The sequence below is a fragment of the Neobacillus sp. 114 genome, assembly GCF_030127045.1.
GTDB classification, from domain to species: domain Bacteria; phylum Bacillota; class Bacilli; order Bacillales; family Cytobacillaceae; genus Neobacillus; species Neobacillus rhizophilus.
The window spans coordinates 6,256,884-6,271,140 of the sequence record NZ_CP126144.1 but is presented as its reverse complement, the minus strand read 5'-3'; the positions used below and the strand labels follow the sequence as shown (position 1 = coordinate 6,271,140).

The 14,257-nt window shown below is 46.1% G+C and carries 16 protein-coding genes; 11 read left to right on the top strand and 5 right to left on the bottom strand.

The features are described 5' to 3' along the window. Positions 1-158 precede the first annotated feature (158 nt). The 3 genes from QNN06_RS30605 (at position 159) to QNN06_RS30595 (ending at position 2,248) form a co-directional block, all read left to right on the top strand. Entirely contained in the window at positions 159-1,178 is a 1,020-nt protein-coding gene (locus QNN06_RS30605) for a thiazole biosynthesis adenylyltransferase ThiF (protein WP_284036692.1), read from the top strand. A gap of 163 nt (positions 1,179-1,341) precedes the next feature. Beyond that, a complete protein-coding gene (locus QNN06_RS30600; protein WP_284036691.1) occupies positions 1,342-1,668 on the top strand; it encodes a YwdI family protein in 327 nt (108 codons plus the stop codon). Between the two features lie 208 nt (positions 1,669-1,876). Beyond that, entirely contained in the window at positions 1,877-2,248 is a 372-nt protein-coding gene (locus QNN06_RS30595) for a DUF423 domain-containing protein (RefSeq protein ID WP_213117082.1), read from the top strand. An 88-nt stretch (positions 2,249-2,336) separates the two neighbouring features. Here the strand turns inward: QNN06_RS30595 and gerQ are convergent, their stop codons facing one another. After that, positions 2,337-2,801 carry a spore coat protein GerQ gene (gene gerQ, locus QNN06_RS30590; protein WP_213117083.1) on the bottom strand — a complete coding sequence of 155 codons (465 nt, stop codon included), beginning with the start codon at positions 2,799-2,801 and terminating at the stop codon, positions 2,337-2,339. 185 nt (positions 2,802-2,986) lie between these two features. Continuing rightward, positions 2,987-3,730, bottom strand: coding sequence for a hydrogen peroxide-dependent heme synthase (hemQ, locus tag QNN06_RS30585; protein ID WP_213117084.1), 744 nt, complete (start codon positions 3,728-3,730; stop codon positions 2,987-2,989). A gap of 248 nt (positions 3,731-3,978) precedes the next feature. Between hemQ and pta the strand changes: the two genes are divergently transcribed. Then, complete coding sequence (gene pta, locus QNN06_RS30580) at positions 3,979-4,947, top strand: phosphate acetyltransferase (RefSeq protein ID WP_284036690.1); 969 nt, start codon at positions 3,979-3,981, stop codon at positions 4,945-4,947. A gap of 256 nt (positions 4,948-5,203) precedes the next feature. Further along, complete coding sequence (lipL, locus tag QNN06_RS30575; RefSeq protein ID WP_213117086.1) at positions 5,204-6,034, top strand: octanoyl-[GcvH]:protein N-octanoyltransferase; 831 nt, start codon at positions 5,204-5,206, stop codon at positions 6,032-6,034. A gap of 164 nt (positions 6,035-6,198) precedes the next feature. Here lipL and QNN06_RS30570 read toward each other — a convergent pair whose 3' ends face one another. Next, positions 6,199-6,960, bottom strand: coding sequence for an RsfA family transcriptional regulator (locus QNN06_RS30570; protein WP_213117087.1), 762 nt, complete (start codon positions 6,958-6,960; stop codon positions 6,199-6,201). 417 nt (positions 6,961-7,377) lie between these two features. On the opposite strand from QNN06_RS30570, the gene QNN06_RS30565 reads away from it, so the two are divergent. The 4 genes from QNN06_RS30565 to QNN06_RS30550 all read left to right on the top strand — a co-directional run bounded on the left by QNN06_RS30565 (position 7,378) and on the right by QNN06_RS30550 (position 10,033). Then, positions 7,378-7,599, top strand: coding sequence for a YuzB family protein (locus tag QNN06_RS30565; protein ID WP_213117088.1), 222 nt, complete (start codon positions 7,378-7,380; stop codon positions 7,597-7,599). Between the two features lie 226 nt (positions 7,600-7,825). After that, on the top strand, positions 7,826-9,121 hold the full coding sequence (locus QNN06_RS30560) for an HD domain-containing protein (protein ID WP_213117089.1): 1,296 nt from the start codon (positions 7,826-7,828) through the stop codon (positions 9,119-9,121). Positions 9,122-9,154: 33 nt separating this feature from the next. Next, entirely contained in the window at positions 9,155-9,667 is a 513-nt protein-coding gene (locus QNN06_RS30555) for a YwgA family protein (RefSeq protein ID WP_284036689.1), read from the top strand. 135 nt (positions 9,668-9,802) lie between these two features. Then, positions 9,803-10,033, top strand: coding sequence for a hypothetical protein (locus QNN06_RS30550; RefSeq protein WP_213117091.1), 231 nt, complete (start codon positions 9,803-9,805; stop codon positions 10,031-10,033). A 116-nt stretch (positions 10,034-10,149) separates the two neighbouring features. Here the strand turns inward: QNN06_RS30550 and QNN06_RS30545 are convergent, their stop codons facing one another. Next, complete coding sequence (locus tag QNN06_RS30545; RefSeq protein ID WP_213117092.1) at positions 10,150-10,335, bottom strand: 2-hydroxymuconate tautomerase; 186 nt, start codon at positions 10,333-10,335, stop codon at positions 10,150-10,152. A 168-nt stretch (positions 10,336-10,503) separates the two neighbouring features. On the opposite strand from QNN06_RS30545, the gene QNN06_RS30540 reads away from it, so the two are divergent. Together QNN06_RS30540 and QNN06_RS30535 are read left to right on the top strand one after the other, a co-directional pair. Beyond that, the gene (locus QNN06_RS30540) at positions 10,504-11,154 is read left to right on the top strand and encodes a site-2 protease family protein (RefSeq protein ID WP_213117093.1); all 651 of its coding nucleotides are present in this window, start codon (positions 10,504-10,506) and stop codon (positions 11,152-11,154) included. A gap of 18 nt (positions 11,155-11,172) precedes the next feature. Next, the gene (locus QNN06_RS30535) at positions 11,173-11,682 is read left to right on the top strand and encodes a YwhD family protein (RefSeq protein WP_213117094.1); all 510 of its coding nucleotides are present in this window, start codon (positions 11,173-11,175) and stop codon (positions 11,680-11,682) included. Between the two features lie 183 nt (positions 11,683-11,865). Here the strand turns inward: QNN06_RS30535 and QNN06_RS30530 are convergent, their stop codons facing one another. After that, positions 11,866-13,935 carry a transglycosylase domain-containing protein gene (locus QNN06_RS30530; RefSeq protein WP_213117095.1) on the bottom strand — a complete coding sequence of 690 codons (2,070 nt, stop codon included), beginning with the start codon at positions 13,933-13,935 and terminating at the stop codon, positions 11,866-11,868. Positions 13,936-14,257: the final 322 nt, after the last annotated feature.

Genomic DNA, 14,257 nt, shown 5'->3' with positions numbered 1-14,257 from the left:
GATTCGCCAATAGAATCCAAAAATTCGCCAATAGACTGTGAGATGAATCGGTAATTCAATAAAATGCAATTTAGAAAAGCAATTTTTCTTTAAAATTTGTAATTTAATGCCCTAAAAGCTCGCCAAAAGGCGAGTTTTCTTCTAGAAAGGGGATCTTTATGAACGAACGCTACTCAAGGCAAGTCCTTTTTCCCGGCATCGGCAAGGAAGGCCAAGAAAAAATAAGCAAAAAGCATGTTTTGATTATCGGTGCCGGGGCCCTTGGTTCGGGAAATGCGGAAATCCTGACCCGGGCCGGCGTCGGCAGATTAACCATCGTCGATCGGGACTATGTAGAAGCCAGTAATCTGCAGCGCCAGCAGCTTTATACAGAAGAGGATGTGGCAGAGAAACTGCCTAAAGCCGCCGCCGCAGAAAAACGGCTAGAGGCAATTAATTCAGATGTTGAAATCAATGCCATCATTGGTGACGCCACCCCGGAACTGTTGGAGGAATTAGCGGCAGGAGTCGACTTGATGCTTGATGCGACGGATAATTTTGAAACGCGGATGGCGATGAACGACGTTTCCCAGAAATACAACATTCCTTGGATCTATGGGGCCTGCGTCGGCAGTTATGGGATGAGTTTTTCCATCATTCCTGGTAAAACGCCGTGCTTAAATTGCCTACTGAGGACCATTCCGCTTCAGGGAATGACCTGCGATACAGGCGGCATTATTTCTCCGGCTGTGCAAATGGTCATTGCCCATCAAACGGCCGAGGCATTGAAGATGCTGGTCGAGGATTGGGATGCAGTGCGGCAGACCTTCGTCAGCTTCGATTTATGGAGAAATCAATATACGAGCTTGAAAATGTCGAAGGCAAAATTTGCAGGATGCTTATCTTGTGGCGAGGATCGGACATATCCTTATCTCGACAGTGAAAATATGACAAAGACAACTGTCCTGTGCGGCCGCGATACGGTGCAAATCCGTCCTTCAAAGTCTGGGAAAATCTCACTAGAACAGCTTGCCGGCCAGCTTAGCACGCTCGGCTACACTGTAAAAGGCAATCCATATTTAGTGTCAGTTGAAATGGGCGAGGAGCGGATGGTCATCTTCCAAGACGGCCGGGCCCTCATTCACGGGACAAAAGATTTGACCCATGCGAAGACAGTCTATCAAAGAATATTAGGATAAATTAACGGACCCGTACCTTGGAAGGTGCGGGTCTTACAAATTTCAACAAGTTTCACGTGGAACATTTGAAATATGTCGAAAGCCTGTGAAAGTCTATTTTTTCGAAAAAAAGCCGATACTCATGTAGAATAAAACAGAGACCGAAAATGAGGGGTATTAGAACGTGAATATATCAGTCCAAAAACTATTAGCAAAAATGGAAGAAGAACTGAATCAGGCACGGGCCAGCCATAAGGAAGAAAGCTTGCGGGAAAGGGTTTACTCTATTAAAATATTATGCGAATTGATATTGGAAGAAAAGCAGACCGGACGAGATGTGCAGCCTGCGACTGCTCCTATTCAGCAAGCGACTACAGCTCAAGTTTTTCAACCAGCAGCCTGTCAGCCCGCTGTCCAGCAGCCGATTTTTCAACAGCCGGCATCATTAACACAGCCAAAAAAATTGGAACTGGACGATGAGGCAAACGGCGATTCGTTGTTTGATTTTTAAATAGAAAAGCGGAAGCGCCTTGACCAGCCCCGATATAGGGCGAATTTGCTGCTGGCAAGTTAGCAAAGCCAGTAGCTTAGTTGCCCTTAATGCGTACAGAAAGCAATAGCTTTCTGTAGCCAAGCATAATACAAGCCTTCTTGACGGATTGGCTGTAGACCACAGAGGGGCTAGTCGCTGCAGCTAGACAAAAGGAGAGAACAAAAATATGAAAACTTTTATTGTTATCGGCGCTATTAATGCCTTTTTGGCGGTCGCACTTGGTGCCTTTGGGGCACACGGCCTAAAGGACAGATTAGATGCTCATTATCTTGAGATTTGGAAGACTGGCGTTACTTATCAAATGTTTCATGCGACCGGCATTTTAATCATTGGCCTGCTGCTTGGAAAAGCTGCAACTAGCTCTTTATTTACTTGGTCAGGCTGGTTAATGCTTGTTGGTATCATCTTATTCAGTGGCAGCTTGTATCTATTAAGCTTAACAAAAATCGGCCCGCTTGGCGCCATCACCCCAATCGGCGGCGTTTGCTTCCTAGCGGCTTGGGTATTGATGATTCTTGGAGCGGTAAAACAATTTTAATCATGAAAAAAAGCATTGAGACATGAGCTCAATGCTTTTTTCATCTGTCTAGCTCCAGCGACTGGTCAAGGAGCTGCCGCTTTTCTATTTATCTTGGCGGGTAAGTACCTAATTGCGGACCTGCGCCGTAAGGATAGTCATACTCGATTTCTTCAGCAAATGTGATGTAATCGACGGCTACCATTGGAATCAGGAAGCGGGTGCCTTTTTGCGGATCGCTTAAGATTACATGGTCACGGCCGGCTGCCTCAATAATTCCTCTGAATTCTTTGGCATTCCACTGTGTGTTGCCTTCAAATGTAGCAAATACAGATACAAGCTTGCCTTTGTTTAAGCGTAAAATATTCTCAATATACGATTGTTCAATTGGCAGCATGCCTGGAACGGAACTGCCTCCGGCTGGCGGCCTTGGCGGAACAGCTCCTCCCGGCGGAAATCCTCCCGACTGAGTGGGAACAAATCCCTGCCCGCCAGAGATTGGCTGGGCCCCTTGCATTCCGGCTCCACCGCCAGTATAAGGCTGAAATCCTTGAGGATTGTAATATTGGCTCATTTTATTCCCTCCTAAAAAAATATAAATAAAAAGCCCAACAGTCTATACATACTCACGAACCATAAATTGGTTCCTACTTCTCGCTGTTTTATTAGTATGAGGGAAAGTTTGGAGATATGACTTTAGGACGAGGTGCAAATGAAAAAAGCTCCCAGCTATGTGTTGGGAGCTTTTAAACAAACGAGTTATACGTGTAAGAAATTCGGGATGCGTTCGTCCTCTAACAGGTTGCCGACAAAGAATGCCCCAAATTCACCGTAGCGGGCGCTGACTTCGTCAAAACGCATTTCATAAACAAGTTTTTTAAACTGCAGGACATCGTCCGCGAACAGGGTTACGCCCCACTCGTAATCATCGAAACCGACGGAACCGGTGATGATTTGGCGGACCTTGCCTGCATACTGGCGGCCGATCATGCCGTGGCTGCGCATCATATTGCGGCGCTCCTCCATCGGCAGCATGTACCAGTTATCATTGCCTTGGCGGCGCTTATCCATTGGATAGAAGCAGACATGCTTGGTTTTTGGCAGAGTTGGATATAGGCGTGCCAAAATTTGTGGGTTCTGGTACGGATCCTCTCCTGCAGGCAGGTAGTTACTGAGCTCGACAACGGACACATAAGAATGAGCCGGCACGAGGAATTCGGCAAATTTGGTTTTATTGAATTCGGTTTCAATTTGGTTCAGTTCTTCCATTGTCGGGCGGAGAATCATCATCATAAAATCTGCCTTTTGGCCGACGATTGTATATAAAGCATGGCTGCCTTCTTTGCGTTCTTGGGTGGTGTTCCATTTTTCAATCAGACTTAAAAACTCGTGAATCGCCGCTTGGCGCTCATCTTCAGAAAGCATCTTCCAGGTGGTCCAGTCCACAGTGCGGAAATCATGCAGGCAGTACCAGCCATCAAGCGTTTGTGCTGCTTCACTCATTAAAATCACTCCTATGTAATCATTCTTCTTAAACAACCATAACTATACCATAGTTTGACCAAGGTTTCCCCAAATAAACCTTTAGAGGATATTTTTATGAAATAAAGAGAATAGTAAAAAGTAGAGTGCTTATTTTTTGAAAACTAAAACTTCTCCGTGGAAGCGTTGTCTGTGATGAACATCGCTTGAAAAAATAATTTGGTAAAGTATGCTGATTTAAAGGAGTTTTTTTAAAAGGAGTGTTAGGTGTGGATTTGTTTGAAGGATTGAAGAATAAAATTTCCGGACGTGGCTTGAAAATTGTTTTTCCAGAAGGCATGGATGAGCGGATTGTCAGAGCGGCCAGCCGCTTAGCGGAGGAAAACCTGCTTACGCCAATTCTGGTGGGGAACATTGAACAGGTTCAGGCAAAAGCCCAGGAGCTTGGCGTATCCTTGGATGCCGCAGAAATTTATGACCCAGCGAGCTACGCGGGAATGGATGAACTTGTGACTGCCTTTGTGGAACGCCGCAATGGAAAAGCAACCGAAGAGGATGCCCGCAAGATTTTATTAGATGAAAACTACTTTGGCACAATGCTGGTATATACAAATAAAGCACATGGACTTGTCAGCGGTGCGGCTCATTCGACTGCTGATACCGTTCGCCCGGCCTTGCAAATCATTAAGACGAAGGCTGGCGTGAAGAAAACCTCCGGCGTGTTTATCATGGTCCGCGAGGATGAGAAATATGTGTTTGCCGATTGTGCGATCAATATTGCGCCGGACAGCATGGATTTGGCGGAAATCGCGATTGAAAGCGCAAAAACGGCGGAAATGTTTGATCTTGAGCCGCGCGTGGCAATGCTATCTTTCTCAACGAAGGGCTCTGCGAAATCAGAGGAAACAGAACGGGTTGTGGCTGCTGTGGAAGAGGCAAAACGCCGCGAACCGTCGCTTGTGCTCGACGGGGAGTTCCAATTTGACGCTGCCTTTGTCCCTTCTGTGGCAAAAAGCAAAGCACCTGGCTCCGTGCTGCAGGGTGATGCAAATGTATTTATCTTCCCTAATTTGGAAGCAGGAAATATCGGCTACAAAATTGCCCAGCGCTTAGGCCGCTTTGAAGCAGTCGGCCCGATTTTACAGGGGCTAAACGCGCCGGTGAACGACCTTTCCCGCGGCTGTAACGAAGAGGACGTTTATAAGCTGGCGTTGATTACGGCGGCACAGGGATTGTAATGATATTTTGAGGGCTTGTCCGAGGTTTGGACTGGCTCTTTTTTTCGGGTTGAATCAATTTGTAGATATCTTGCGAAAATGTGTAGATATATCGTGGAAATTGTAGATATCTGAAAAATTTGTGTAGATAAGTTGCAGAAATGTGTTGATATAGCACAGAAATGTGTCGATATCCTCCTTTGAGATATCCCAAACTATTTTTTCCCGAAGCATTTTGATAAAATAACTCCATCATACTGTACAAGGAGCAACTAAAATGGAAGGTTTATTACGACAGCCACAGTGGCGGATCATTGACCAGTCCTCGGTAGGGCCGCATTTTCAGGCGCTTCAGTCATTTGGCATCGATGACACGCTGTGTGCCTCGGTTGGTGCGGGCCAGGCCCCGGCAACAGCGCGCGCCTGGGTGCATCACAACACCATCGTCCTTGGCATACAAGATACAAAACTGCCATTCTTACAGGAGGGCATTCAATTTTTACATAAAAAGGGCCATCAGTCTATCGTCCGGAATTCCGGCGGACTTGCCGTGGTTCTCGATGAAGGGGTCCTTAACATTTCGTTGATCCTTCCGGAGGCGGAAAAAGGAATCGACATCAACCGCGGCTATGACGCGATGTGGGTGCTAATCCAGCGTATGTTTGCTGATTTCACTCAGCAGATTGAAGCGAGGGAAATCGTCGGTTCCTACTGCCCAGGCAGCTATGACCTCAGCATCGGCGGGAAAAAATTTGCCGGCATCTCGCAGCGCCGTTTGAAAAAAGGGGTTGCTGTCCAGATTTACCTTTGTGTAAACGGCAGTGGGTCGGGACGCGCCGAACTCGTTCGCGAATTTTACAGAAAAGCCAAACGAAATGAGCAAACTAGGTTCGCGTATCCGGAAATCGTTCCGGAAGTCATGGCTTCACTTTCTGAGCTGCTCAAAGTTGAACTTAGCATAGGGGACGTCATGCTCAGGCTGTTAACGGAGTTGAAAAATAACAGTGACCTGCTGTTTGCAGGCCCGTTAAATGAATACGAGCTGGAGCTTTTGCCGGGCTACTACCAGAGAATTGTCGAGCGAAATGAAAAGCTGGCGGAGATGTAGGGGGACCGCCGGGGTGAACCGGAGTGGTGGTGGCACGGCGGCGGGCGGTTCGTGGAGCCAATTTTTCCAAGCAAAAAAGCCGTCATACCCTTTGTAAAGGATGTACGGCTTTTTTTGAATAAAGATGCTGTGCGTCTCTCTCCCTGTGCTTTCTGTCTAGAGAATTATTCGGCTACCTTTTCGAGGTTCCCGTTACGGTCCATTTTGAACTTTGTTGCCGGCCGTTCCTCTTCCTCAAAAAGAACAAGCTTGCGGGCGCGGTTCATAATCTTCATGAGGGTCTCGTAATCTTCTTGCATCGTTTCGCGGTTATCCTCAAGATCCCTGACTTTCGCGCTCAATTCTTCATTTTGCTGTCTCAGGTCAGCAATTTCTCTTTTCAATCTTTCATTCTCAGTTTTTAATACATCATTTTGCAGATTGGAATGTTTAAAGTTTTCCAAGAAAGCAATGATGGTATCCATTGTGAGACCTGATGCGGATGCTGTCACGGCTGGTCTGTAGGTCTGTACCGGCGCAGTTTGCGCTTGCGTCTGCACCAATGCTTCAACTGCCATTTCAACCGTCATGTCCTGCATTTCAGCAGAAGCCTCAGGCATCACTTCACTCTGAACGTTTAAAACTCCTAAATCTTCGGAGACTGGAACCGGCGGATTGTAGAGAAGCTTTTTCTTGCCGCCTTGATCCTTTCCTAGGATTCTTTGTCTTTGTTTGCGCTGTTTTTTCGCTAACTGCAACGCTTTTTCATAGCGATGGCGGACAACGGCGTTCCATCTGAAGCCGCAGGCTGCGGAGGTCCGGTTCAATTTGTCACCTACCTCTTCAAATGCGTTCAGCTGGGTGCTGCCCTCCCTCACGTGTCTGAGGACGGTTTCAGCCAATAGCAAATCGTCTTCATCTGTCCATGCATCTTGACGAACTTTCATATTTTTCATCTCCCTAACATAATTTCCACATGATTTGCCGGGCAAATTCCGGCGAAATTATAAAAAGTTCTAGTCTTATGATGGACAAGTTTTCTAGGCTTTATACCAAAATGGTTAAAAGGATAATAGATTTTTTTGCTAATAGGTAAATATAAAGCAGCGATTGGATGATTTGCTCTGGGTGTACCGGTTTGGCGGCGGTAGTGTAGCGGTTTATTGAGAAGTAGAACCATGATTGCTAAACTTTGCAACTTGCATTGAAAACAGAGAAAATGTAAAATACCTTAGGAGTTCAATGTACGGACCAAGGTTTTATAAAGTTTTTTCAAAATGGAACTTTTCGCTTTGTAATTTCAATATGGTAGTTGGTTAAACTATTATTTATAGATTGTTTATGTAGAAAGGGTTGTAAGAAAGATGTCCAATGAATTTCGTGTGTGCGACGATTGTCAGGCCGTAAATTTAAAGACATTGATCCCTCGTCTGAAAGAAATTGACCCGGAGGCCGAGATTAAAATTGGCTGTCAGTCCTATTGCGGACCAGGCCGGAAAAAGACCTTCGCCTTCGTCAATAACCGCCCGCTCGCGGCTCTGACAGAAGAGGAATTAATGGAAAAAGTCAATAAAAAATTAAAATAATCACCTTCGAACACTGTGCCAAGGTGATTTTTCTTTTTGTTCGGTCTGGCTGGTGTCCACCCCATGCGGACAAATGTCCGCGGCCGGTGCTAGGCACCAATACTGTCACCATTATTGTCGTAGCAGTATTGTCGAAAAATACTGAAGAAAATTGTTGAATTTTGGATGATTTACCCATTTGATGGGGATATAATAGAATCAAGAAAGATCAGGAAGAGGGAAGCCAATGGTGTATTCGGCGGAAAAATTGAGCGAAGAAAAAGTGTTTAAGGACCCCGTTCATCGCTATGTCCACGTCCGCGACCGGGTGATTTGGGATTTGGTCGGGACGAAGGAGTTTCAGCGTTTAAGACGCATTAAGCAGCTGGGGACGACCTTTTTGACCTTTCACGGTGCCGAACACAGCCGATTCAACCATTCCCTTGGCGTTTACGAAATTGTCCGCCGGATCATTGATGATGTGTTCGAAGGAAGGGCGGAATGGAATGACGATGACCGCCTGCTCACCCTTTGCGCTGCCTTGCTGCACGACCTCGGCCACGGTCCGTTTTCCCACGCCTTTGAGAAGGTGTTCGGCTTTGACCACGAAGATTTTACCCGTGCAATTATCCTCGGAAGCACAGAGGTAAACAGAGTCCTCCTAAGGGTAAGCCCAGAGTTTCCTGAGCAGGTTGCCGAAGTGATCGCGAAAACATCGGAAAAGAAGATGGTCGTCAGCCTGATTTCCAGTCAAATTGACGCCGACCGGATGGATTACCTCCAGCGCGATGCCTACTTTACGGGGGTAAGCTACGGGCAGTTTGACATGGAGCGGATTTTACGGGTGATGCGCCCGCGCGAGGACCAGGTCGTTATTAAAAAGAGCGGCATGCATGCGGTCGAGGATTATATCATGAGCCGCTACCAAATGTACTGGCAGGTATACTTCCACCCAGTCTCACGCAGTGCCGAGGTTATTTTGACAAAAATCCTCCACCGTGCCAAGGAATTATTTAAGAACAACTATTCTTTTAAACATGAACCGATTCACTTTATCTCTTTTTTCACGGAGCAAGTGACTTTAGAAGACTATTTAAAATTAGATGAATCTGTGATTATGTTTTATTTTCAGATCTGGCAGGAGGAGGTCGACCCTATATTAAGCGACCTCTGCCGACGCTTTGTCAATCGGAATTTATTTAAGTATGCCGAATTTGATCCTGCCAAGGAATACAAGAAGCTTGCCGAATTAACGGTACTTTTTGAAAAAGCAGGAATTGACCCCGAATATTACTTGGTGGTCGATTCTTCATCAGATCTGCCGTATGACTTTTACCGTCCAGGCGAGGAAGAGGAACGGCTGCCGATTCACCTGTTGATGAAAAATGGGGACTTGCGGGAGCTTTCCCGCGAATCGGAAATCGTCGATGCGATTTCGGGAAAACGCAGAACGGACCACAAGCTTTACTATCCGGCTGATTTTCTTGAGGACACTGCCAGCGGGGCAGAGTGGAAAAAGAAAATTCGCGCCCTTTTACAATAGAGAATTGTTAAATGGAGTAGGAGATGACGAAAATTGCTGAAAGACCATGCCAAACTGATGCAGGCAATTCTAGTTTCCGGTGAAATTATCGGAAGGAAAAAACTGCAGAAGATGATATATATTGCCAAAAAAATTGATTTTCCGTTTCAAGATCGCTTCCAATTTCATTTTTACGGCCCATACTCCGAGGAATTGACCACCCGCGTGGAGGAACTTTGCAACATGGGTTTTCTTAATGAAGTAAAAGAGAAAAAGGGCGGATATTATCAATATCGCTATAAATTGACCGATTCAGGCAAGGAGTTTTTGAGTCTAAACGAAGTGGACATGCCTTGCTTGGAGGATTGCCTGAACGATATGAATGCCCAGAATGCTAGATTCCTTGAGCTGGTTTCGACGGTTTTATATTTTGATAATCTTCCAAAGGAAGAAGTGGCCCAGAAGGTGTTCACTCTAAAAAGCAGCCAGCGCTATACGGTGGAAGAAATCGATGAGGCTTATCGGTATATTGAGGCACTTAGAGAAAAGGTAATACAGGAAGTTTAAATAAAGTTTGAAGCGCCCACGCTTGCTGCAGGATGCCTGGGCGTTTTTTATTGGGATTTTTGTAGCTCTTGGTATCCATTTTTGTGTAGGTTTGGTACAATTTTACTATAATAGTGGTGATGGGGGTTTTGGAGTATGGGTGAATTTGCAGGATTGATTGCAATCATAATGGTATTTACGATTCCGATTGTCGCAATTGTCGGCGGATTATCAGTCCAAAAGACAAAATTGCGTGCCAAAATGGTAAAGGACGAGTTGGAACTTGAAAAGTTAAAGCACCAAAACTACTTAATTGAAACGGAAAAAATGAGGCTCGAACTCGAAAAAATACAGCTCGAAAGCCCCAAAAACGACTTTAAACTATAAACATAAAAAATAAAGTGTGAATCCAAAGCAAGACCTAGCGGATTCACACTTTATTGGTTTTATTCGGGTAGTGTCCACCCAAGGCGGACAAATGTCAACAAGCGGTGCCTGACACCTTATTTGTCGCTGAAGCGAACTCCCGCTCTTGCGTAGTGGTTTTTGCTCATTTCTTCGATGAAGATGGTGATGTTTTCTTTTGGTGCGCCAGTGGTTTCGCTGACGGCGTCGGTTACTTTTTCAACGAGCGCTTTCTTTTGCTCTTCAGTGCGTCCTTCTAGCATTTTTACGGTTACGTATGGCATACTAAAATCCTCCTTTTTATGGGTACTGATTGTAGTGTTTCACAAACGGCCAAAATGTGCAAGAATCGTCGGCACATTTGGTTTTCTTTTTCCAAGCGGTTTCATGTATACTTAAAGAAAAATAGAACGGCAGATAAGCTGTCTTTTCACGAGAGAGGAGAAACGCCTTTGGACCGATTTCTCGCATACCCGTTGGAGCTGATTCCCTATGTGGCCATTACGCTTGTATTTGCCTTTACATTTCACGAATTTGCCCATGCCTATGTTGCCTATAAATTTGGCGATTCTACCGCCCAAAAGCAAGGCCGACTGACCTTAAATCCGCTGCAGCATCTCGACCCATTCGGAACGATTTTAATTTTTATCGCCGGCTTTGGCTGGGCCCGTCCCGTTCCGGTTAACCGCTTTTTCTTTAAAAAGCCGCGCCTAGCCGGGGTCCTTGTGTCGGCTGCCGGACCGTTGAGCAATTTGGTGCTGGCCTGCCTAGGCTTTATTATCGCCTATGGGCTGAACCGGTTTGGGGTCAATGCACCAGATCGTTTATATGATTTTTTTGAAATTTTTATTCAGCTCAATGTGGTACTGTTCATTTTCAATCTGCTTCCCCTGCCGCCACTCGACGGCTACCGGATTGTGGAAGATTTGGCCCCCAATGAAGTCCGTGCCAAAATGACACAATATGAACAGTATGGGATATTAATTTTTCTGATATTAGTCATCACACCGCTCGACAACTATACGATTCAGCCGATTTTCAGCGCGGTCATTCCCTGGGTGACAGGTGGATTAAGCAATTTCTTTTACGGTTTGTTTTTTTAAAGGAGGTTTATAGCATCAATGGAAGAAAACAAGAAAAAAATAGGTTTTAATATTATTAAAAGCGACCCGACAGACGGGCACAAGGGCTATGGCAAGGGTGCATTGAGCCTTGATAATGTATCGCCGGTCATTATTGACGTCAATGCAGGTGAAGCGGAGATTGATGTCGGCGCGATGCATGCCCGCAGCGTCGTCGAAAAAGGGATCAAATTCCTACCGAATCAGGACGAGGTGCCAAACGGCAAGCCATATTGGCTTGTGTGGGTGACGGTTGACCGTAAGCCGGAGGGTCCTTATTATGCTGGGGTAACTGCTTGCTACATGACTGTTGATCGGGAAATCCGCCGCGGCTACAAGTCGCTGCCGGAGCACGTCAACCGCATGGATAAATCACTGAAGCGCCACATTATCGTCGACCATATGGACGACAAATCGAAAAAGGTGCTAGCCGATTTCCTGCGCGGTCATAACGAAGATTTATGGAACAATTCGACCGATGAATTGAAAAACGGCTTGCAGGCTGAATAGTATATTTTTGGAAAAAACAAGACCCTTTTTAACGCTAATTATGAACATTTTTTTACAAAAATAAAAGATGTGAAACTCTTGTAGTTTTTTTCAAAAATGGGTAGTATTATAAGAAGTGTGAAAACACTGTAAGACTAGGACAGGAAAAAGCTCCGGGGCTGCCCCGGAGCTTTTTCCGTTCATTCAACTCCATGGAAGGATGCGTTTGTACCATGGGGTTTTTTGGTCATCGCCATTTTTGTCATGCTTTTTCGAGCCGCCTTTACCAAGATGCTCGGTACAGTATTCGGTCGGTTCGGTGCCAGTCACGTAATAGGTGAAGCGGCGCACCGGACAATCCTTGGTTGCAAGCTTGCCGTTTGTTGGGTCAACATATAGCCCGATGACGCCCTCCTTTGGCGGCTTGAAAGCCTTGACTGGCTTGCCGTCCAGAGCCTCCTCCATGAAATTCGCCCACACGTTTTTCGCATACGTTTTTTCGGCAGTCACATCTAGCGGTTTGCCGATATCATAGCCAGCCCAAACGGCTGTCACCAGCTGCGGCGAGAAGCCGATCATCCAGCTGTCCGTTTCCGTTGAACCTGATTTTCCAGCATAGGGGCGGGTTAAGTCGTTGATGATGGTGCTTCCCGTAACCCTTGCATAGCCGCTAAGCTTAGGGTCGAACACACCAGTCATCATTTGCGTCATTACGAACGCTTTGGCTGGGTCCAACACTTTTTCCTCTTTATTTTCCTTTTCAAAAATAACATTGCCATTAAAGTCTTCCACTCTCGTAATCAAGTTCGGGCTGACCTTTTTGCCGCCGTTGGCAAACAGGCTGTAGGCGTTCGCCATTTCAATCACTCGTACCCCTGAGGTGCCCAGCGCAAGTGATGGCACCTTCGACATTTTGGTCGACAGGCCGAATTTCTTCGCTGTATCAATCAATGTTTCTTCCCCTAAAAAGAGGTGGGTTTTTACAGCAAAAATATTATCCGAAACCGCAAGGGCCTGGGCAAGGGTAATCTCGCCGTCAGCATACTTGTTGTTAAAGTTATGCGGCGTGTAATTGGCCTGGCCATCGTCAAACTGGAAGGTCGTAAACTCGCTCCGCATCGTTGACGATGGGGTGAAGCCGTGCTCAAGGGCCGCGTAATACAGGAGCGGCTTGATGGTCGAGCCTGGCTGGCGGACCGCTTGGACGGCCCGGTTGAACGGACTTTTTTCATAATCCCGGCCGCCGACCATTGCCTTGACATTGCCGTTTTTCGGATCCATCGCGACAAGGCCGACTTGAATTTCCGAGGACTTTGAGACATACCGATTGACCTGCTGCTCTGCCGCCTCCTGCTGCTTCATGTTCAGCGTCGTATAGACCTTTAGGCCGCCGAGGGCGATGGTCCGGTCATCGAGATGAAGCTGATTTTTCAAGGCGTTTTTGACGGCATCCTGGAAATAAGGGGCGGTCCTAGCTTTGTGCGTCGGATATTCGCCCACAAAAACAAGGCGCTGCCCGGCAGCAATTTGGGCTGCATCTTTCTTGATGTATCCGTTTTTCACCATGCTTTGCAAAATAATGTTTTGCCGCGCTTTCGCGTTTTCGATAGACCGGAGCGGTGAATAGATGCCTGGCCCCTTCGGAATGCCAGCGAGCAGGCTTGCTTCTGCCAGCGAAAGGTCGGCCGCTTTTTTACCATAATAATATTGGCTGGCGGCTTCGACCCCATAAGCGCCGTTGCCGTAATAAATCGTATTTAAATAGCCTTCGAGAATTTGTTGTTTAGAATAGTTCATCTCGAGGCGGATCGCATAAAAGGCTTCGGTCAGCTTTCGCGTCCATGTTTTGTCATGCTCAAGGAAAAGGTTCCTTGCGTATTGCTGGGTGATCGTGCTTGCCCCCTGAACCTTGGCGAATGCCTTGATATCGGCTAGAACTGCCCCGGCAATCCGCTTATAATCAAACCCATGATGCTCGTAAAAATTTTTATCCTCAATCGCGACGGTCGCATTGACGAGATCCGGAGAGATATCGTTAAGCTTCGCCCAATAACGCTTTTGGCCGTTATTGCTTTCGCCGATCAGTGTACCGTCGTCGGCAAAAAACAATGTTGACTGCGGAACGGCGAGCGGCGGCGGACCTAGTATTTTCGCATAGGCGAGGACGCCGAGGAAAAGCACAAGCATACAAATCATGCCAATCAAACTGATGATGATTAGAGCACGCAAATATTTAACTGTTTTTCGAAAACCGTGATTCGTCATGATTTCCATGCTAACTTCACCCCCTATTTTTTTGTGAGCCCGTCTTTCCTTTTCTGACGGGAAATTTTGGATTTTGGAAAAAACCGATAGTAATAGTATTGAAAAAATAGACTCTTTTTAAACAATTTTTTGCAGGAATTTGAAACATTTTTGCTAGACTTTTTCGTGTGATTGTAATTCAATAGTTTGGGTAGTATAAGTTTGAAGTGTTTATTTTAAAGAAAACTCGCCGATTGGCGAGCCCTTAGGGCGAAGACAGAGGCGTAGTTGCACTTATGCGTTAAGAAAGTTTATACTTTCTTATTGGCAGAAAAAAGAGGAAAGGAAGATG